Source organism: Luteitalea sp. (assembly GCA_009377605.1).
GTDB lineage: Bacteria > Acidobacteriota > Vicinamibacteria > Vicinamibacterales > Vicinamibacteraceae > WHTT01.
The window spans coordinates 68,347-88,949 of record WHTT01000008.1 but is presented as its reverse complement, the minus strand read 5'-3'; the positions used below and the strand labels follow the sequence as shown (position 1 = coordinate 88,949).

The 20,603-nt window shown below is 65.6% G+C and carries 17 protein-coding genes; 5 read left to right on the top strand and 12 right to left on the bottom strand.

Features of this window, described 5'->3' with window-relative positions; genetic code table 11:
* Window positions 1-64 precede the first annotated feature (64 nt).
* From ispE to GEV06_04310, 3 genes are all read right to left on the bottom strand, one after another.
* Window positions 65-1,036, bottom strand: coding sequence for a 4-(cytidine 5'-diphospho)-2-C-methyl-D-erythritol kinase (ispE, locus tag GEV06_04320; GenBank protein ID MPZ17130.1), 972 nt, complete (start codon window positions 1,034-1,036; stop codon window positions 65-67).
* Between the two features lie 54 nt (window positions 1,037-1,090).
* Window positions 1,091-1,900, bottom strand: a complete 810-nt coding sequence (locus GEV06_04315; GenBank protein MPZ17129.1) for a hypothetical protein — start codon at window positions 1,898-1,900, stop codon at window positions 1,091-1,093.
* Between the two features lie 131 nt (window positions 1,901-2,031).
* Window positions 2,032-4,005 carry a tetratricopeptide repeat protein gene (locus GEV06_04310; GenBank protein ID MPZ17128.1) on the bottom strand — a complete coding sequence of 658 codons (1,974 nt, stop codon included), beginning with the start codon at window positions 4,003-4,005 and terminating at the stop codon, window positions 2,032-2,034.
* 165 nt (window positions 4,006-4,170) lie between these two features.
* Between GEV06_04310 and GEV06_04305 the strand changes: the two genes are divergently transcribed.
* The 3 genes from GEV06_04305 to rfaE1 all read left to right on the top strand — a co-directional run bounded on the left by GEV06_04305 (window position 4,171) and on the right by rfaE1 (window position 7,730).
* Window positions 4,171-5,358: a hypothetical protein gene (locus tag GEV06_04305; protein ID MPZ17127.1), complete on the top strand. Its 1,188-nt coding sequence runs from the start codon at window positions 4,171-4,173 to the stop codon at window positions 5,356-5,358.
* On the top strand, window positions 5,226-6,632 hold the full coding sequence (locus GEV06_04300; GenBank protein MPZ17126.1) for a hypothetical protein: 1,407 nt from the start codon (window positions 5,226-5,228) through the stop codon (window positions 6,630-6,632). The genes GEV06_04305 and GEV06_04300 overlap by 133 nt, the downstream gene beginning before the upstream one ends.
* 84 nt (window positions 6,633-6,716) lie before the next feature.
* Window positions 6,717-7,730: a D-glycero-beta-D-manno-heptose-7-phosphate kinase gene (gene rfaE1 / locus GEV06_04295; protein ID MPZ17125.1), complete on the top strand. Its 1,014-nt coding sequence runs from the start codon at window positions 6,717-6,719 to the stop codon at window positions 7,728-7,730.
* A 67-nt stretch (window positions 7,731-7,797) separates the two neighbouring features.
* Here rfaE1 and purH read toward each other — a convergent pair whose 3' ends face one another.
* Window positions 7,798-9,447 (bottom strand): bifunctional phosphoribosylaminoimidazolecarboxamide formyltransferase/IMP cyclohydrolase, encoded by a 1,650-nt coding sequence (purH, locus tag GEV06_04290; protein MPZ17124.1) that lies wholly within the window; start codon window positions 9,445-9,447, stop codon window positions 7,798-7,800.
* 199 nt (window positions 9,448-9,646) lie between these two features.
* Here purH and GEV06_04285 point away from each other — a divergent pair, with 199 nt between their 5' ends.
* Window positions 9,647-9,856: a cold-shock protein gene (locus tag GEV06_04285; GenBank protein MPZ17123.1), complete on the top strand. Its 210-nt coding sequence runs from the start codon at window positions 9,647-9,649 to the stop codon at window positions 9,854-9,856.
* A gap of 152 nt (window positions 9,857-10,008) precedes the next feature.
* Here GEV06_04285 and GEV06_04280 read toward each other — a convergent pair whose 3' ends face one another.
* Window positions 10,009-10,461 carry a hypothetical protein gene (locus GEV06_04280; GenBank protein ID MPZ17122.1) on the bottom strand — a complete coding sequence of 151 codons (453 nt, stop codon included), beginning with the start codon at window positions 10,459-10,461 and terminating at the stop codon, window positions 10,009-10,011.
* A 2-nt stretch (window positions 10,462-10,463) separates the two neighbouring features.
* Between GEV06_04280 and GEV06_04275 the strand changes: the two genes are divergently transcribed.
* On the top strand, window positions 10,464-11,861 hold the full coding sequence (locus tag GEV06_04275) for an L-seryl-tRNA(Sec) selenium transferase (GenBank protein ID MPZ17121.1): 1,398 nt from the start codon (window positions 10,464-10,466) through the stop codon (window positions 11,859-11,861).
* 6 nt (window positions 11,862-11,867) lie between these two features.
* On the opposite strand, the gene nuoN is transcribed toward GEV06_04275, so the two are convergent.
* The 7 genes from nuoN to nuoF all read right to left on the bottom strand — a co-directional run bounded on the left by nuoN (window position 11,868) and on the right by nuoF (window position 20,569).
* Entirely contained in the window at window positions 11,868-13,304 is a 1,437-nt protein-coding gene (gene nuoN / locus GEV06_04270) for an NADH-quinone oxidoreductase subunit NuoN (GenBank protein ID MPZ17120.1), read from the bottom strand.
* A gap of 12 nt (window positions 13,305-13,316) precedes the next feature.
* Window positions 13,317-14,972 (bottom strand): NADH-quinone oxidoreductase subunit M, encoded by a 1,656-nt coding sequence (locus GEV06_04265; protein MPZ17119.1) that lies wholly within the window; start codon window positions 14,970-14,972, stop codon window positions 13,317-13,319.
* A 24-nt stretch (window positions 14,973-14,996) separates the two neighbouring features.
* Complete coding sequence (nuoL, locus tag GEV06_04260; GenBank protein MPZ17118.1) at window positions 14,997-17,027, bottom strand: NADH-quinone oxidoreductase subunit L; 2,031 nt, start codon at window positions 17,025-17,027, stop codon at window positions 14,997-14,999.
* 110 nt (window positions 17,028-17,137) lie between these two features.
* Window positions 17,138-17,440: an NADH-quinone oxidoreductase subunit NuoK gene (gene nuoK, locus GEV06_04255; GenBank protein ID MPZ17117.1), complete on the bottom strand. Its 303-nt coding sequence runs from the start codon at window positions 17,438-17,440 to the stop codon at window positions 17,138-17,140.
* A 23-nt stretch (window positions 17,441-17,463) separates the two neighbouring features.
* Window positions 17,464-17,979, bottom strand: a complete 516-nt coding sequence (locus tag GEV06_04250; protein MPZ17116.1) for an NADH-quinone oxidoreductase subunit J — start codon at window positions 17,977-17,979, stop codon at window positions 17,464-17,466.
* A gap of 97 nt (window positions 17,980-18,076) precedes the next feature.
* A complete protein-coding gene (nuoH, locus tag GEV06_04245; protein MPZ17115.1) occupies window positions 18,077-19,108 on the bottom strand; it encodes an NADH-quinone oxidoreductase subunit NuoH in 1,032 nt (343 codons plus the stop codon).
* Window positions 19,109-19,273: 165 nt separating this feature from the next.
* A complete protein-coding gene (gene nuoF, locus GEV06_04240) occupies window positions 19,274-20,569 on the bottom strand; it encodes an NADH-quinone oxidoreductase subunit NuoF (protein ID MPZ17114.1) in 1,296 nt (431 codons plus the stop codon).
* Window positions 20,570-20,603: the final 34 nt, after the last annotated feature.

Here is a 20,603-nt window from a genome sequence, read left to right as displayed (position 1 = left end):
CGGGCCCCATCTTGGGGGCCATCCCTTCAAGGCTCGTGGTAGGGCGCGTTCGCCGAACGCGCCGTCAGGACGTCTCGGCGAGGAGACTGGCCTCGTAAGTCTGCCGACCGATGGTCTTCGTGCGGAGCAATCGCCAGCCGGGGCGGCTGACGGTCGGCCCGAGCGACCGGCAGGCCTCCTCCATGTCCGCGTCGGCTCGAAACAGGCCGACGACCGCCGAGCCGCTTCCCGTCATGATCGCGAGGAGGGCGCCCGCGGCGCGGAGCGCGCCCACGGCCGTGCCAATCTCCGGATGCCGCGCCGTAACGATGGCCTCCAGGTCGTTTCGCAGCTGCGGCAAGAGCCTGCTCCACGCCGGACCTGCAGTGCTGGAGCCCAACCTGAAGGTCGGGCCTACAAGCTCGGGGAGGGCGTAGGCCCGACCTTCAGCTCGGGCGTCGGAGGCGTCCTCGTGCGGCGGTATCGATGCCGCGTCGAGCCACGTATACGCGTCCTGGGTCGATATGCCAAATGGCGGCAGCACCACGAGCACCTGGTGCTCGGGAAGGTCGGCAAGCGGCTGGATGAGATCCCCTCGCCCCGTCGCGAGCGCGGTGCCGCCCACGAGAAAGAACGGCACATCCGCCCCGAGCTCTCCCGCGACACCTGGGAGCACCGGGTCGTCCGGCGCCACACGCCACCTCTGGGCAAGCAGTCGCAAGATCGCACCCGCATCAGCGCTCCCACCCCCGAGGCCTGCTCGCGCAGGGATGCGCTTTCGGAGCCCAACGGCCAGGCCGTCGAGCGACAGACCGAGCGCTGCACCAAGCCGTGCCGCCGCGCGCCAGACCAGATTCGTGGCGTCCGCGGCAACGCTTGGCTCGTCGCAGGTCAAGGTGAATGGCCCCTCCCGCTCGTGCAATTCGATCTCGTCTCCGAGGGCAAGCGATTGGAGCACGGTGCTCACCTCGTGATACCCGTCCGATCGAGCTCCGAGGATCCGGAAATCGAGGTTGACCTTCGCGTGCGCCCGGACGATCAAGGGAGGGGTCGCCATTGGGGAATCAGGATTCAGGAAACGGGAAACGGCGTCAGAGGGCTGTTCACCACCTCAGCTGGCCTCAGTCCCAACCCCGGCTTCTGACCTGGCCGCTGCGTTCTTGCCGCCTGACCCCTGATTCCTGTTTCCTGATTCTTGATTTTGTCTTTGTCGCAGAGGTCCGGCGCGTCGGAGATCCTCCACCGTGATCGGCGTCGCAGTGGCCGGTAGCTCCACCCGGAATGCCTCGTCTGGCAACTCCTCGTTGATTCCGACCTGAGAGAGGCCGAGCGTGAGCTCTGCCCGCGGGCCGGTCGCGCCATCGGCCATCACACGGACGGCACGCGGTACGCCTCCCGTCGTATCCGGGTACTCTACAGTCACCTCGTCGAGTCGACCCGCTACTACTCGCGGGGAACCGCCGGCGTCCCGGCCATACAGCACTGCTCCATCTTCGAGCGTCAGCGAGAACCAGCCTTCCTCGTGCCGCCGTCCGCCGGTCACGCGGCGTGCCTGTGACACACAGCCACTGAGTATCGCGCGAAGATCGTCTGCGTCGAGTGGCAGCCCCGTCAGCGCATCGACGAGCGTGGCCACCGAGCGCTCCTCGACGTAAGAATCATCGCGGGGCAGCAGCAATGTGGCCTGGCTCGGCTGAGCCGCCAGCACGAACGCAGGCGCTCCAAAGGGGGCGACGGCCTCGAGACGCACTCGCCCTCCCTCCGCGAGGCCTACTTGCAGCCGGCCGCGGACACGCCGTCCGTCGATCCGTCCGGACAGGCCGATCTCCGCGGTCATCGCCCGAACATCGCGGCAGTCGACCGTTGCCTGTTCGTACAGCGTCGAGGCGTCAGCCAGCGGTGTCCCTGGATCGGTCGGCAACGCGACTCGCCTCGCTGCACACGACGATGCGAGCGCGCACACACATGTCCCCAGGACGATGTGGGCTACCAGCCTTCGCTCATGAATGCCGGCGAAGGCTCCCTTGCGCTCATGTGATCCGTTGATCCCCTTCATTCCTGTCGCGCGCGCTGGATCTTGTCCTTGATGTCCGAAGGCACAACCGACTCACCGTCGCCCGTGAGCGCACGCTCCCAGGCTTCGATTGCGGCCTCACGGTCGTTCAGAGCAAAGAGCAGATCGCCGAGGTGGTCCTGCACGACAGAGTTGTTGGTGAGCTGCGTCGCCGCCTTTTGCAGGTGGTCGCGGGCGAGATCGAGCCTGCGCTGCTTGAAGTACGCCCACCCGAGGCTGTCGAGATAGGAGCCGTTGTACGGGTCCAGCTTCACGGCCTGTTGCAACAGCTTCACGGCCTCGTTGAGTCGTACGCCGCGGTCGGCAAACATGTAGCCGAGGTCGTTCAGTGTCGGGGCGTGGCGCGGATCAATCTCCAGCACTGCCCGGAATGCACGTTCCGCTTCGTCATAGCGCCGTGCCTCGTGATAGATGGCGCCCAGCTGGTAGCCGAGCGTCGCGTCTCGCGGAAACCGCGTTCGCGCATCGCTGACCACCGCGACAGCGCGATCGAATTGCTGGCTCTGAGCCAGCATGGCTCCCAGGGCAACCACGTGCGACACATCATCGGGCTCGCGCCGAGCTTGCTGCTCGAGCAGCGCTACGGCCGGCTCCACCTCGCCGGTACCCTGAAGCGCCCGAGCCTCGAGGCGCACCAGCCGAGGGTCCTCCGGCCACCGCTTGCGTGCAGCGCGCGTCGCCGTCAGGGCTCGGTCGTACTGCTCGTCGAGCAGATACGCCTGCGCAATGAAGGCGTCGAACAACGGTGTCGAGGGTCCACGTGCCTTGGCGCGCTCGAACAGATCAATGGCCTCATCCACCCCGCCGGTTTGCTGCTTGGCAAACGCCAGACGCAAGAGCAGGTCCGTGCGGATCTCGGCGGGTGGCTGAGGGGCCGTTGGCGCTGGGTCGGCAAACGGCGCGAGCGCGTCGATGACCGCTTGATACTCACGGCGCTCCTCGAACACCTGTGCGAGCGCATACGCGCCGCGGGCGTCCTTCGGTGCCGCCTCGACGAGCTGACGGGCGGTGGCCTCGGCGGCAGCGAGGTCCCCCGATTCGCGCTGCGCTTCCGAGAGCAAGTACAGAACCCGGCTGTTCGCAGGCTTCTCCTTGGCCGCTTCCTCCAAGAGCGTGCGCGCATCGGCAGGTCGCTTGGCACCGAGCAGCACCGCCGCCTGACGCAGGCGCACATCGGTCGCGGCCGGGTTGTGCTCGAGCGCACGACCGTATGCCGCTGCGGCGCCCGCCCAGTCACCGCGTCGCTCGAGTAGCTCGCCCTTGGCGACTTGTGCGCCAAAGTACTGCGGATCGCCAGGCACCACCGAGTCGAGTGCCCCCATGGCACGTTTGGGATCGCCCGCCTGCTCGTGGGCCTGCGCGAGCAAGAGCGCCGCCTCGGAGACAGTGGCCTCGCGATCGAGCAACTTCGTCAGCAGGGCGATTGCCTTGTCGTGGTCGTCCGTCTCGAGATAGAGCCGCCCCAAGGTGAGCGTGGCCCCAATGTCCCAGGGACGGCCAGGTAACGCTTTCTCGAGATGTGTGATCGCCTGCGCCGCCGCCTCGGAACCCTCGCTGCCTTCATTCTCCCGCGCGGCTCGCGCGAGTGCCGCGTTCACGATACCCAGCACCCAGTGCGCCTGACTATTGTCTGGATCGAGCGCCGTGGCACGCCCAGCGGCCGCCATGGCCTCCTCGGCTTGATTCTGCCGTGCGTGCAGCGCTGCGAGCTCGGCAAAGACCTCGGCGGACGCCGGGTCGTGTTCGGTGGCACGTCGAAGGGCCGCAACCGCTCCCTCGACGTCGCCTTGGTCCTCGAGGCGCCGCGCTTGCAGGAATTCGTAGTACGCGGCGCCGTCGCTGGGCCGCCCATCGGCTGGCGGGCCGGAAGACGTTTCCTCAGCCGGGACGCTGGGGCTCTGCACCCCCAGTGGTGAGATGCCCAGGAGAAGCACGAGCGGCAGCGACAACATCCCCTTGATTGTTCCACAGCCGAAGACTTCAGAAAAAGGGGAAAGGGATAGAGGGGTCAAGGGGGCAAGGGATCGAGGGATCCAGGGATCAAGGGATCGAGGGTGGGATGATTTGGGGACCGGGGGCAAAGCAGCGAGCCACTTCCCCCCTTACCCCGTTGCCCCCTGGATCCCTCGATCCCTTGCCCCCTTGACCCTGCTATATTGCAATGTTGGCCCGTGAACATCTTACTCATCCGCCTGCGCGTGGTCGGTGACGTCGTCTTCACGACTCCCGCCATCCGCGCGGTGAGGCGCGCGCTGCCGGACGCACGACTCACGTATCTCGTTGAGCCCGCGGCGTCAGCCGTGGTTGCCCACAATCCCCATCTCGATGAGGTGCTGCTGCGAGCGGCCCCGAGCGGCCCGGCCCGGGTGCTCGCCGACTGGCAGCTGGCGGCCGAGCTGCGGCGACGTCGGTTCGATGTCGTCGCCGACTTCCACGGCGGGCCACGCGCAAGCTGGCTCACGCTCGCGAGCCGGGCGCCCCGACGCATTGGTTACAGCGTCACTGGCCGTTCCTGGATGTACACCGACATCGTGGCGCGTCCGCGCGAGCTGCGGCCGCGGCACTCGGTGGAAAACCAATGGGACCTACTGCGTCCGCTGCTGCCGGGCATCGAGCCTCCGGACCCAGCGCGCGATCCGGTGGAAATGCCCGAAGACCCCGAAGCGGCCCGGCGGATCGCGATCTGGCTGGACCGCCAGGGCATCGGGTCGGTGCACGTGCCGATCGTCATCCATGTCAGCGCGGGCAATCCCTTTCGACGCTGGCCGCTGGAGAGCTTCGCAGAGCTGGCCGCGCACCTCTCGTCTTCCGACACGGAACGTCGTATCATCCTGACGTCGGGACCGTCCGAGGCAAGCGCCGCAGAGGAGGTGGTCGGACGGGCGTTGCGCCTCGCACCAGCGCAAGGCGAGGCGATCGTGACGTGTGGTGGCTCGACGCTGGCAGAGCTCAGGAGCCTCATCGGGCGTGCCGCCCTGTTCGTCGGGGGAGATAGTGGCCCGCTGCACATCGCAGCGGCAACATCGGTCCCCATCGTCGCGCTCTACGGGCCGACGCTTCCGGCGCGTTCGGCACCTTGGCGGGATCCGGCGTTTGTCACCGAGGCGGTCGAGATCGACGATCTACCCTGCCGTCCGTGCGAGCAGCGCACCTGCGCGCCGGGCGACTTCCGATGCCTCACGCGCATCTCGGCGATGCGCGTCGTCGAGGCGGCGGAACGCGCGTTGGCACGGGCGAGGGCATCCGCGCTGACGAGTCCGGCGGCGAGCCCAATGACCAGCTCTGTGGCGAGACCGGACCGATGACAACGACGACGCTTACCGCGCTGGGGCGCGGCAGTGGTCGCAGCGACAGACTGGAAGGGTTGGCGCTCGGCAGCGCTTTGCTGTTCGTCGCCGCCGTCCAGCTGTTCGTGGCTGGCGCCTACATCCTGCTGACGGCCACGGTCCTTTGTTGGCTGGTGCTGGTTGGCGTCCGCAACGAGCGGATCGAGGTCCCGCGGGTGTTTTGGCCGCTGGCGGTATACGGGGGCCTGACGCTGGTCTCCGCGCTCGCCGCCCCCAACCGCATCGAGACCATCGTCGACTGCAAGCAGCTCGTCCTCTTCTTCATCGTACCGCTCGTCTACCGCATCGCTCGCGGTGAGCGTGCCTCCCTGTTGACGAACGTCATCATCACCATCGGTGCCCTCAGCGCGATCATCGGCATCGTCCAGTACGGAATGTTCCAGTACGACACGCTGGACAGGCGACCAGCCGGCTCCCTCACGCACTACATGACCTATTCAGGCCTGCTGATGCTGGTGGCCGGTGCGGTCGCGGGACGGCTCCTGTACGACAAACACGACCGCACATGGCCGGCACTCGTGCTTCCCGCCGTGTTGGTCGCCCTGTCACTCACCTTCACGCGTAACACGTGGGTCGGCATCTCGGCCGCGATGGGTGTGCTCTTCGTCTTGAAAGACCGGCGGCTACTCGCGCTGCTGCCCATCGCCGTTGCCCTGCTCCTCCTCGTCGCGCCGGGCCGAGTGGCGGCGCGTGTCTACTCGGTGCTCGATCTGCAGGATCCGGCGAACCGCGACCGCGTGGCGATGCTGCGCTCGGGGCTGCGCATCGTGCGCGATCATCCGCTTGTCGGTGTCGGACCAGACAACGTCAAGCGCGTCTATCCGCAGTATCGGATGCCGGAGGCAGTGGAACCGCTGAACGTTCACCTTCACAACGTACCCATGCAGATCGCCGCGGAGCGGGGGCTCCCTGCACTCGCCGCATGGCTCTGGTTCGTCGTGGTCGTTCTGCGTGATCTGTATCGCAGGGTTCGTGCGCAGCGCTCTGCCGGGCTGGCGGCCGCAGGCATTGCTGCCATCATTAGTATGCTGACGGCCGGCATGTTCGAGTACAACTTCGGCGACTCGGAGTTCTTGATGCTCTTTCTCGTACTCGTCACGCTGCCGTACGCCGCCGAATATCAGCAATCAGGATTCAGGACCCAGGATTCAGGAACCGGGAACCAGGAATCGGGCGTCAGCGGCGAGCACGGGCCACGGGAATCCGACCGCAAGGACCAAACCCCCGGATGAATCGAGCATGAGCGCCCAGCCTTCGCTCGCCTCCGGCGAGCTACGGCGAGGCAAGCCTGTTTCCCCTTTTCCTGATTCCTGATTATGCCTTCCTTATCGCTCGCGCGCGCGCGAGCCATACTCGCGTCGCTCGCGGAACGATCCATCCTGATAGTCGGCGACGTGATGCTCGACCATTTCTTGTTCGGTCGGGTGCATCGGATCTCGCCGGAAGCGCCGGTGCCGGTGGTCGAGTTCGATCACGAGCACTTCCGGCTGGGTGGCGCGGCCAACGTCGCCAGCAACGTCACCGCCTTGGGCGGTCGCGCCACGCTGGTGGGCGTGGTGGGAGAAGACGACCCGGCCGACCGATTGAAGGCAGCCCTGAGGGACCGCGGGATCTCCGCTGACAGTCTGGTCTGCGACAGCTCACGCTGTACGACGCGTAAGCTTCGCATCGTCACCACGCGACAACAACAGGTGGCACGAGTCGACTATGAGTTGGATGGAGACATAGCGGGTGCAATCCAGGAGACCGTCATCGCGTACGTCGAGTCGGCCGCTCCAAGAGCCGACATCATCGTCGTGTCCGATTACCTGAAGGGGGTCATCACACAGGAGGTGATGCGTGGCGTGATGGGGTGCGCCCGCGCGCGTGGCATACGGGTGCTGGTGGATCCCAAGATCCCGCATCTCGAGCTGTACGGCGGCGTGACACTCATTACGCCAAACCAGGTCGAAGCGGAAATCGCGACCCATCTCCGGATTCGGTCGGACGATGATGCGCGGCGGGCGGCGCGTGCGCTGCGAGACCAGGTGGGCTGCGCCTCGGTCGTCATCACGCGCGGCGAGCATGGGATCTGGATTCTGGATGGCTCGGAGAGCGGGCACGCATCGCTCGGTGAGGGCGTTCTGCCGGCGGCCACGCGCGAGGTGGCCGATGTCACCGGCGCCGGCGACACCGTGATCAGCACGCTTGCGCTCGCGCTCGCTGGCGGCGCCACACTCGCCGAGGCGGCCGAGATGGCCAACCACGCGGCCGGTGTGGCGGTCAGCCACTTCGGGCCCGCGCCGGTCACCCGCGACGAGCTCGATCAGGCGCTTGCCAGCGAGCTGTAGAAAACGGGGACAGCCCTCGTTTTCCATCCTTCGGAAAACGAGGGCTGTCCCCGTTTTACGTCTTTCGTCAGTGTCTGAAATGCCGAACGCCGGTGAAGATCATGGCGAGGCCGTGCTCGTCGGCCGCGGCAATGGACTCGGCGTCTCGAACCGACCCTCCGGGCTGCACGATAGCCGTGGCGCCCGCCTGAGCGATGGCGTCCACACCATCGCGGAAGGGGAAGAACGCATCCGAGGCCACGACGGATCCGGTCAACGGCGCCGTCGCCTTCATCGCTGCTACCTTGACGGCGTCGACGCGGCTCATCTGTCCAGCGCCAATCGCGAATGTTCGATCGGGTCCGGCGAAGACAACGGCGTTCGACTTCACGTGCGCGCATACGCGCCAAGCGAAGCGCAATCCGCGCCACTCGTCCTCCGTCGGAGCCCGCGCCGTCACGACGCGGACGCCGGCTGCCGGCGGCCACGCCCCTTCGGCCTCCGTCACCCTGTCGTGCTCTTGGATGAGGAGCGCTCCCAAAATTGAGCGTGCTTCGAGCGCGGCCGGCGCCACCCCTTCGCTGCGTGCGAGATTTGCCGAAACGACGCGCAGATTCGGCTTGCGCGCCAGAATCTCCAGGGCGCCGGGCTCGACCGCCGGGGCAATGACGGCCTCGATAAACGTGGACACGAGAACGCTGGCAGCCGCCTCGTCAAGCGTTCGGTTGAGAGCGACGACCCCGCCAAACGCTGACAATCGATCGGCGTCACGTGCGCGCACGTAAGCCTCGGCCGCCGACACGCCAACGGCCACACCGCAGGGGTTCGTATGCTTGATCACAGCGGATGCGGGCTCCTCGAGCTCGAGAACGATACGAGCCGCGGCATCGAGGTCGAGGAGATTCGTGTACGAAAGCTCTTTGCCCTGATGCACCGTTGCTGCACCAAGGGCGCGCGCATCCGGCTGTGCGTACCACGCGGCACGCTGATGCGGGTTCTCGCCGTAGCGCAGCGTGCGAATGCGGCGGCACTGCACGGCGAGCCGGTCTGGCAACTCGCCGCCCTGAGATGCGAGCCCGTCCGCGGCTTGTCCGTCCTCCGCGCGGGCTTCGTCGGTGCTGGACGCGGGCGCCACGCGCGCGACCCGCTCACCGTTGACACGGACGCGCTCGAGCTCCCGTGCGATGGCGCGATCGTACTCGGCCGTGTGCGCGAAGGCCTTGCGCGCCAACGCCAGACGAAGCGGCAGGGGGAACCCCGGTAAATCGGCCACGCGCTCGAGCACTGACGCGTAGTCGGACGGGTCGATGACGACGAGCACGTCGCGAAAGTTCTTGGCGGCCGCCCGGGCGAGGCTCGGCCCGCCGATGTCGATCTCCTCGACGAGCGCGTCGAAGGTTGTGGCCGGGTCGGCAGCGGCGCGCGCGAACGGGTACAGGTTGACGGCAACGAGATCAATCAGGTCGATGCGCTCGCGCCGCGCCGCAGCGAGATCATCCGGGCGGTGCCTGCGCGCGAGGATGCCGCCATGAATCCTCGGGTGCAGCGTCTTCACACGCCCGTCCATCATCTCCGGAAACCGAGTGACGTCGGCAACCTGGGTAACGGGCACCCCGGCGTCACCGAGCGCACGCGCCGTGCCGCCCGTCGAAACGATCTCCCATCCCCGCCCGACGAGACCGGAAGCGAACTCGACGAGGCCCCTTTTGTCCGACACGCTCAGCAATGCTCGTGGCATCTTGATTGGCTCTCAGTGTATCCAAACTTGACAATGTCCAAAAGGCGCCAGTATTGTTTGCCGCGCTGGCTCACCAAGCGCGGCAGGAGATATCGGGCCGCGCCGGCCGGCCTTCGCAACTGCCCGTCGGCAAATGAGCCAACGGGTGCACCAACCCATCGTGTTAGATGCACGGCGGGCCAGTAAGGCAGGGAAGTCGATGCAGCGCATTACAGGTCGTGTCAAGTGGTTCAACAACCAGAAGGGTTATGGCTTCATCGAGCGTGAAGCGGGGAGCGATGTGTTCGTTCACTATTCCGCCATTCAGGGCTCTGGGTACCGCACGCTCGAGGAGGGTGAGCCGGTCGAGTTCGAGATCGTCGACGGCCCCAAGGGACCTCAGGCCGGCAACGTGATCAAGCAGGACTAAGGACTCGTCTGGGAATCCCAAGGACCGCGGAAAAGAGCTGCCTGACCGGCAGCTCTTTTCGTGCTTCCTCGGTAGGGCGCGTCAGCCTCCCGCGCCGTCACGGCCGCCTCGCCGAGGCGGCCCTACCTAGTGTGCTGTCCGCGGACAGGACACTAGGATCTTGGCAGCAAATACCACATCAACGGCAGCCACAGCTCGCGCGCGTACGGCACCCGGTGATCGTCGACGAGCACCTCGCAGCCATCGTAGCGTCCCACGATCTCGAATAGATCCCGCAGGGCCAGCGCCTGGTCAGGCGTGAAGCGGGCCCGCGATTGCACGTCTGCGCCCGACCCGCGCTGTTGGAACTCCCCAGCCGCACGCGCCAGCTCGAGGGCCCGCTCGTAATCCGGCCCGTCGAAGCGCGGGAACACGAGAGTGATGGAAAATGGACCCAGCGGCGTCGCGTACAGGGCTCGTCGGAGATCGGGGTCCAGCGCCTGGAGCTCTTCGTCGGTCGGCTGCTCGGGGAGATTGAGATACGGCCAGCAACGCTCTTGGGGGCGCCGCGTGGGCCTTGACGTTGGAGACTCCGCGTCGCCAGGGTTTATTGTGACATCCGACATTCATGCGTATTGTGCCATCGATTGAGCGGCTGCGGCAACGCGCCACCGCGCAGGCGCTCGAGGCCAGATTCGGGCGCGCGGCGATCGTGGCAGCGCTCCGCGCGGAGGCCAACGCTCTACGCGACGCGCTCGCCGCAGGGCCGTCCGCTGCGCGGTCATCGTCTCGACCGGCCACGCCCGAGGACGCTGCCGCCTGGATTGAAGCGCGGCTCCCGGCGCGTCTGGCGCGCACCTTCACGCCGACGCTGCGACGCATCATCAACGCCACCGGTGTCCTGCTGCACACCAACCTCGGGCGCGCACCACTGGCTGCGGCCGTCGTCCGGCAGCTCGCGGAAGTGAGCGGCTACGTCTCGATCGAGTACGACCTCGAGGCTGGAACGCGCGGTGCCAGGGATGTGCACGCCGAAGCGTTGCTGTGTCGCCTCACGGGCGCGGATGCGGCGGTGGTCGTCAACAACAACGCAGCCGCGGTGTTGTTGGTCCTGACGGCGCTCGCCGCGGGCCGGGAGGTGATTATCTCGCGTGGCGAGCTGGTCGAGATCGGGGGCGGCTTCCGAGTGCCGGACGTGCTTCGGGCTTCAGGGGCCATCCTGCGTGAGGTCGGCACGACCAACCGGACGCGCGTGGCCGATTACGGGGCAGCCATCAGCGAGCGGACCGCGCTACTCCTGCGCGTTCATCCATCGAACTTCCGCATCGAGGGCTTCACCGAACGTCCAGCGCTGACCGAGATTGCAGCGTTGGGCAAACGCTTCGGCCTCCCGGTGGTCGAGGACCTCGGCAGCGGGCATCTGCTGCCGCTGCCCGGTGTTCTGGACTCCGAGCCAGTCGTCACCGACAGCGTCGCGGCGGGAGCCGACCTGTCGACCTTCAGCGGCGACAAGCTCCTCGGCGGGCCCCAGGCGGGCATCATCGTCGGCCGCCGTGACCTGGTCGACTGCATTCGGCGCCATCCGCTCATGCGTGCGCTGCGTGTCGACAAGCTGACCTATGCAGCGCTCGAAGCCACGCTTTGCGAGTACGCCTGTGACCGCGCGTCCGCCACCGTACCGGTTCAGCGCATGTTACGGCTCACGGGAGCCGAGATCGAGGCGCGCGCGCGCCGCGTGCTCGAGCGCGTCCACGCCGCATCCGGCGAATCGGCTCTCTCACTTACCATCGTCGACGGCGACTCCACGATTGGCGGAGGGAGCGCACCTGGCGAGCTGCTGCCGACCCGCTTGCTTGCGGTGCACGCCCCGGATGTGGGCGCGAGCGAGCTGGCTCGGCGACTTCGAGCCGCCGACCCGCCCTTGGTGGCACGCATCGTCGAGAACCGCCTCGTCTTGGACCTTCGAACCGTGACCCCGGAAGACGACGAGCTGGTGGCATCCCTGCTCGCGGCAGCGTTGCGATGAACCTACCTAAAAGATCCCCTGCACACTCGTGAGCGCAAGGTCGATAGCGCGCGCTGGAAGGAGGCCGAGATAGAAGACGGCCACGAGCGCGAAGGCGAGGCCTGCAACAGCCGATCGTGCCAAGGCCGGTGTTGGAACGTGCGGCGCCTCGTCGGTCATGTACATCATCACGACAATACGAAGGTAGAAAAAGACCGAGATGACGCTCGTCAGCACGCCGATGACGGCAAGCCAGACGTAGCCAGCCTCGATGGCGGCGCTGAAGATGTACCACTTGCCGACGAAGCCAGCCAGCGGCGGGAACCCTCCGAGCGAGAGCAGGAAGACCGTCATCAGCGCGGCCAGTCCGGGACGTGAGCCCCAGAGCCCGGCGAAGTCTTGCACACGGTCGTGCGCGTGCTCTCCGTCGGCCAGCAGCGCCAACACGGCGAACGCGCCGATGGTGCTCACGGCATATGTGGCCAAGTAGAACAGCGTGGCCGCCTCGCCGACCTGACTCCCTGCGATGAGGCCAATCAGAAGGTAGCCGGCGTGGGCAACGCTGGAATAGGCGAGCATGCGCTTGGCGTTCGCCTGAACGACGCCCACGACTGTTCCCAGGATCATGGTCGCAACCGCCACGACCCACAACATCGGGGCCCAGATCTCGTGCAGCGTCTGAAACGACGACAGGAACACCCTCAGGAATGCTGCGAAGGCGGCCGCCTTGACACCGGTCGCCATGAAGCCAGTGACCAGTGTTGGCGCCCCCTCGTACGCGTCCGGTGCCCACATATGGAACGGCACAGCCGAGACCTTGAAGGCAAAGCCGACGGCCAGGAGGCCAATTGCCACGAACAGGAGCACGCCGGGCGCGTCGGCCTGCCCTGCCACCGCCGCCGCTATCTCTTCCAGCCGCGTGCTACCGACGATCGCGTAGGTCAATGCCACGCCATAGAGGAGAAACGCGCTCGAAAAGGAGCCGAGCAGAAAGTACTTGAACGCCCCTTCCGCGCCCTGTGGCTGCGACCGCCGAATTCCCGTGAGGACGTACACCGCCAGGGACAAGACTTCCAGCGCGAGAAACAGGAGGAGGAGATCGGTCGCCGCCGCCATCAGCATCATGCCGACGACGGCAAAGAGCGTCAGCGCATAGTACTCGCCTGGCGGGATGCCCTCGCGCTCGATCACCTGCGTCGAGAACAATATCGTGAGGAGGCCCACGGCGATGACGATCAGGTTGATGAACAGGCTGAAATCGTCCGCCCGCACGACACCGAAGCCGGTCTTGTCGTAGCCCCACAACAGCATCGACGCCGCCGCGGCGCCAATCAATCCGAGCACGCCGAACCCGGCGAGCGGCGCACGCTCCTGTTTCGGCTGAAACGCTTCGGCCACCATCGTGACGATGGCCGACAACGTCACGATGAGAATGGGCATGATGGCTTGGAAGTCAGTCAGCATCGTGCGTCCTTATTACTCAACGGGCAGTCTCGTCAGGAGCGGCGTGGTCGAGGGACCTGACGGGGGCGAGGGGTTACGGCGCACCTCGTTTTCTCCGGTACGTCGCGCGCGGCGGTCAGGCCGCGCGAGCGCCGACGGATCGGTCCGTTCGGCGCCGGTCTTCGCAAGCGTGGGTCGCTGTGCCTGCACACGCTCGACGAGCCGGGTCACCGCGGGCTGCATGGGCTGAAGGAAGACGTTTGGCACGATGCCCATCACGATGGCCATCACGACGGTCGGGCCGAGCGTCGCCCACTCGCGGGCAGAAAGATCCGGCAGTCGCTCGTTCTTCGGATTCGTCACGGTGCCGTAGTTCACGCGCTGGAACATCCACAGCATGTAAACCGCCGAGAGAATCACGCCCGACGCCGCCAGCACCGCGTAACCTGGCCTCCACAGAAAACCTCCCAGGATGGCCAGGAACTCACCGACGAAGCCATTGAGCCCCGGCAAACCGATCGATGAGAGGGTGATGATGAGGAAGCAGGCCACGAGCCGCGGACAGACGTTCTTGAGGCCGCCGAACTCGGCAATGAGCCGCGTGTGGCGCCTGTCCGACAGCATCCCGACGATGATGAACAGCGCGCCGGTGCTGACGCCGTGGCTCAGCATCTGGTAAACAGCGCCCTGGACGCCCTGCAGGTTCATCGCGCAGATGCCGAGCACGACAAAGCCCATATGGCTCACCGAGGAGTAGGCCACGAGCTTCTTCAGATCCGGCTGCACCATCGCGACCAGCGCGCCGTAGATGATGCCGATCACGGCGAGCGCGGCCAGGTAGGGAGCGCTGACGAGCGCGGCATCAGGAAACAGCGGAAACGCGAATCGGAGCAGGCCATAGGTGCCCATCTTGAGCAGAACGCCTGCCAGAATGACCGATCCCGCCGTGGGCGCCTCCACGTGCGCGTCCGGCAGCCAGGTATGGAACGGAAACAGCGGCACCTTGATCGCAAACGCCAGCGTGAAGGCAAGGAACAGCCACATCTGGGCGTCGAAGCCGATCTGCAGGGTCTGGATGTCGTCCAGCGCGAAAGAGTACTCGCCCGTTGCTTGCTGGTGCATCACCGCCAGCGCGATGATGGCGACCAGCATCAAGACGCTGCCAGCCATCGTGTAGAGGATGAACTTGACCGCGGCATAGATGCGCCGCTCATATCCCCAGACGCCGATCAGGAAGTACATCGGGACGAGCATCGCGTCCCAGAACACATAGAAGAGAAACAGGTCGAGCGCGACGAACACGCCCAGCATGCCCGTCTCGAGCGCCAACAGGAAGAAACAGAACTCCTTGACCTTCTTGGTCACGCCGTGCCAGGAAGACAGCAGCGCGAGCGGGGTGAGAAAGCCGGTCAGCACCACCAGGAACAGGCTGACGCCGTCCAAGCCCAGGGCATAGTCGATTCCGAACTGAGGAATCCACGCGTACTGCTCTGAGAACTGGTACTCGGCCGTTGCCGGATCGAACTGCCACCACGCGACGAGCGTGAGGGCAAACGCGACCAGCGCCACCCCCAGCGCGAGTTGACGGACCAGCTCGTCGCGCTCGCCGTCGCGGTTCGGCAGCAGCAACAGCAGCAGCGCCCCAGCGAGCGGGACGAACACGATGAGAGACAGGAGCGGAAACGCCATGTTCAGGTTCTTGCCGCGCGGCCCTTACCGCACCAGATAAAACGCAATCACCAGCACCGTCCCGATGACGAACGCAGCGGCGTAGGTGCGCACCGAGCCACTTTGCGCCAGACGCAGGCCGCCCGCGCTGCCGCGCACAAGCCAACCCGTCCCGTTGACGGCACCATCGATCAGACCGACATCGACACCTTTCCAGAGCCCCGCGCCCGAGCCGTGCTTGATCGGCTGCACGATGGTGGCATCGTAGAGCTCGTCGACGTACCACTTGTTCAACAACAGCCGATGCAACCAAGGGACGCGCGCCGCAATGACGGCGGCCGTGTGCGGCCGGGTCAACCACACCAGCGTGGCGAGGCCAATGCCGATGAGGGCGATGGCAATCGACGTCATCATGAGCGTGAGCTCGAGCGCGGTGTCGGGATGTTCGGCGCCGTGTGCCTCGGCCGGCGCATGAGCCGGCTCTCCGGCCACCGGCGACACCGCGTGCGTGGGCACGCCTTCCACCAGCGCCGCCGGGGCGCTGAAGCTGGGCTCCAAGAACGCCTCGATGTGGTTGCTACCGCCCAGGGCATGGGGCACACCGACGTAACCGGCCGCCACCGAGCCAATCGCCAAGAGCACCAGAGGAATCGCCATGGCCGCCGGCGCATCGTGCAGGTGGCCGCCGTGCGCGTGACTTGCCTGACCGTGCCCCGCGCCGTGGGCCTCTTGCGCCGTCTCGTGACGCGACTCACCGTGGAAGGTCAGATAGATGAGACGAAACATGTAAACGGCGGTCAGGAGCGCCGTTGCCGTGCCGACCAGCCACAGCATGCGGTGCCCCCCCTCGAATGTCCGGAACAGGATTTCGTCCTTGCTGAAAAACCCGGACAAGCCGGGGACGCCCGCGATGGCGAGCGCGCCGATGAGAAATGTCCAGTAGGTAATCGGCAGCGCCCGACGCAGGCCGCCCATCTTTCGCATGTCCTGCTCCCCGTGCAGCGCGTGGATGACGGCGCCCGAGCCGAGGAACATCAAGGCCTTGAAGAAGGCGTGCGTGAACAGATGGAAGATACCAGCCGCAAACGCGCCGACCCCCATGGCGAGGAACATGTAGCCAAGCTGCGAGACGGTCGAATAGGCGAGGACCCGCTTGATGTCGTTCTGTGCGAGGCCGATCGTGCCCGCCACGAGCGCCGTCGCCACGCCAATGACGGCCACCACCTCCATCGTGAGCGGCGCGTGGGTGTAGAGGACGGCAGTGCGTCCGATCATGTAGACGCCCGCCGTCACCATCGTGGCGGCGTGAATGAGCGCCGACACGGGCGTCGGGCCCTCCATCGCGTCCGGCAACCAGACATACAGCGGAATCTGCGCAGACTTTCCTGTCGCACCGATGAAGAACAAGAGCGTGATTGTCGAGAGCACGCCCCACGTCACCTCGGGAGGGAGCCCAGCAACCGCACCGGCCATCGCCCGAAAGTCGAGCGTGCCGAAGTGGGCAAACGCGAGGCACATCCCCACGATGAACGCCATGTCGCCGACGCGATTGACGATGAAGGCCTTCTTGCCGGCGTCGGTGGCCGACTGCTTCTTGAACCAATACCCGATCAGCAGATACGAGCAGAGCCCGACGCCCTCCCAACCGATGAACATCACCAGCAGGTTCGCGCCCAGCACGAGGAGAAGCATGAAGGCGGCAAACAAATTCAAGTACGAGAAATAGCGCGCGTACTCAGCGTCCGTTTCCTCGTGCATGTACGCCGTCGAGTAGACATGGATGAGAAACCCAATGCCGGTCACGACGAGGCACATCAGCGCCGAGAGCGGATCCAGGCGCAACGTCAACGGCGCCTGGAATCGGCCCGATGTGATCCATGTGAAGACGGTCTCGTCGACGACACGTGCTTCCGGCGGCAAGCCCAGCAGGCGCAAGAACACGATGACCGCCACGCCAAACGAGACGAGCATGGCGACACACGCCAGGCCGCCCGACACCGCCTTGGACAGGCGCCGCCCGATGAGGGCGTTGATGATGAACCCGATCAACGGGAAGAGTGGGATGAGCGCGAGCATCGAATTTCCGATTCAGGTCACCGGAGCATGAGAACACACGTTCGTAGCGCAGGGCTTTAGCCCTGCCTACGTGGCGTTGGCAGGCCTGAAGGCCTGCGCTACGGCTGTCTCTACCATTTCAGCGAGCTGTACGCATCTGGGCTCAACGTCTCTCCGTGCCTGAAGAGCGAGATGACGAGGGCGAGGCCCACCGCCGCCTCCGCGGCGGCCACGGTCATCACGAAGAACACGATGATCTGACCATCGACCGAGCCCAGGTAGCGCCCAACAGCCACGAACGTCAAATTGACCGCGTTCAGCATGATCTCGATCGACAACAGCAGCGTGATGACGTTTCGCCGGAGGAACACGCCGCACGTGCCGATCGCGAACAGCACCGCGGACAGGATCAGGTAATGATTGAGTGTGACCATCTCAGGTCCTTGGTCCTTGATCGTCAGACCTTTCGCTTCGCCAACACGACCGCGCCGAGCATCGCCACGAGAATCAGGATGGAGGTGACCTCGAAGGCGAAGGCGTACTCGGTGAAGAGCACTCGCCCAATCTCGTGGACCGACGACACCGTGTCGGCGCTGGCCGCCTCCTTCTCCACCACCGGCCGCCCCACGCTCGTGACGGCCCACGCGAGCTCGACCAGCAGCACCAGTGCCAGTAGGCATCCGCTCACCTTCACCCCTATCGGCACCGGCGCGCGCGCACGCGGATCATCCTCTTCGTGCGACGCGTTGAGCAGCATCACGACGAACAGAAACAGCACCATGATGGCGCCGGCATAGATGATGATCTGTGCCACCGCGGCGAAGGGTGAATCGAGCTGCACGTAGAGCGCCGCGAGCGCCCCGAACGACAGAATGAGGAACAGCACGCTGTGCATCGGGCTACGCTGCCCGATCACGCCAAGCGACGCGCCGACGATAATCAGCGCGAAGAGATAAAAGAGCCAGATGTCCACGTTTCTCCGTTACCTCGAACCTCGAACCTGCTGGGGCCGGCGAAGCCGGCGCCGCATGAAGGCCGAGCCGCGACCAACGGTCGGGGCGAGGCCAACCTTAACTCTCTAGCCACACGACCAGCCCCGCCACAGCCAACAGATTGAGCGTGGCTACGGGGAGCAGGACCTTCCAGCCAAACGCCATGAGCTGGTCGTAGCGATACCGCGGGAGCGTCCACCGCATCCAAATGTAGAAGAACAGCAGCGCCGAGACCTTGATCAGGAACCACACCCAGGCGAGCCACTCGGGCGTCACGCCAAACGGATCGAACCAGCCACCGAGAAACAGGCTCACGGCGACGGCCGAGACGGTCACCATGTTCACGTACTCGGCCAAGAAGAAGAGCGCGAAGCTCATGCTGCTGTACTCGGTGTGGTAGCCAGCGACCAGCTCCTGCTCCGCTTCTGGGAAGTCGAATGGCGCGCGGTTGGTCTCTGCAACGCCGGCAATCATATACACGATGAATCCGACCGGGGCGAGAAACACGTACCACTTCGGAATCAGACCGAACCAGTGGCCAGCTTGGCTCTCGACGATCTCCCGCAGCGACAAGGAGTTGGCCAGCACCAGCACGGACGCGAGCGCCAGCGCGTACGAGAGCTCGTAGCTGATCATCTGTGCCGCGCTCCGCAAGCCGCCGAGCAGCGAGTACTTGGAGTTCGAGCTCCAGCCCGCGAGCACGATGCCGTACACGCCCATCGACGTGATCGCAAAGACCACGAGCAACGCCACGTTGACGTCGGCGACCTGCAAGCGAATCGGCTCGTCGAGCAGGCCGAAGAGCGTCGTCTCACCGCCGAACGGCACGACCGCGAACGCCGCGAACGCCGCCGTCGCGGAGAGGATCGGGGCCAGGTAGAAGATCCACGGATCGGCCGCTTTCGGCCGCAGCTCCTCCTTGAACAGCAACTTGACGATATCGGCCAGCGGCTGGAGCACACCGCGCGGCCCCACGCGATACGGCCCAAGACGCTGCTGCGCCCACGCCGCGATCTTGCGCTCGAAGTAGACCAGGACGGCCGCCGAAATCTGCAACGCGAAGAAGACGACGACGATGAGAATGAGATGGGCGATGAGGGCCGAATTCATGTCTCAGTCACAGGCGAACAGTTCACAGCAACAAAACAGCGGCGGTCGCGCGTCACGGGTGATCGGGTGAGGGTTGACGTGGTAAATCGACTGATACGGTAGAGCGCGGCTTCCCGCCTTCGCCGACGCTTCGGCGGAGGGCAAGCCAGCACTGGTGTCACCTGTTCAGTGCGCCCCGATCAGCTCTTCCTGCGCACGCCATGGGGCGAGCGCCGGCCGCCCCGTGCGGACGTGCGCCTCGTACTCCTCCCGAAAGTGCTGCAAGGTGCTCACGACCGGAGGCACCACGGCGTCGCCGAATGGACAGAGCGTCTTGCCGCCGATGTTGTCCGCAACGCTGAACAGCAGGTCGAGGTCACGGAGCTCTCCTTCGCCGCGCTCGATCTTCGACAAAATCTTGTGGAGCCAGTCGGTTCCCTCCCGGCACGGCGTGCACTTGCCACACGATTCGTGCTCGTAGAAGTGGAGCAGGTTCTTCGCCACCCAGACCATGCTCGTGGTCTCATCCATGACGATGATACCGGCGGACCCGAGCATGGATCCCGCCTGCACCAAGCCGTCGAAGCTCGCCTGCACGTCAATCTTGTCGGCGGGCAGCACGTTGGTCGACGAGCCGCCGGGGATGACCGCCTTGAGCTCGCGGTCGCCCGAAATCCCCCCGGCGTAGTCGTAAATGAGCTGCCGCAAGGTCACGCTCATGTCCGTCTCGTACACGCCGGGCCGCTTGACATGGCCGCTGACGCAATAGAGCTTTGGACCGGTGTTCTTCTCTGGGCCGATGGCCGCATACCACTCCGCGCCACGGTCGAGAATGAGCGGCACGTTGCAGATCGTCTCGACGTTGTTGACGACCGTCGGACAGCCATAGAGACCGACGACCGCTGGAAACGGGGGCTTCAGCCGGGGCTGCGCGCGCTTCCCCTCGAGTGACTCGATGAGTGCGGTTTCCTCCCCGGCCTCGTAGGCACCGGCGCCGCGATGGATATAGATGTCGATCTGCTCGCCGCTGTCAAGGATGTTCGCGCCAACAAAGCCCGCATCGTATGCGCGTCTCAACTCGGTCTCCAGCACGTGCTGGAGATGATAGAACTCGCCGCGCACATAGATATAACAGACCTTCGCGCCAATCGCCCGGCACGCAATCACGCATCCCTCCAAGAAGAGGTGCGGATTCCGCTCCATCAGCACGTGATCCTTGAACGTGCCCGGCTCACTCTCGTCAGCGTTGACGCACAGGTACTTCGGCTTCGGCGAGTCCTTCGGGACAAATCCCCACTTCATCCCGGTTGGGAAGCCCGCGCCGCCCCGGCCACGGAGCCCGGACTTCTTGACCGCGTCGATGATCTCGGCCGGCGTCATGCCTAGCGCCTTACGGAGGCCTTCGTACCCGCGGTGTTGCAGCGCGAAGTCGAGCGTCTGCGCGTTGGGCTCGCCGACAAACGGTGTCAGAACTGGTTCCATACTGCGATCCTGAGTAGTGGTCAGTGGTCAGTGA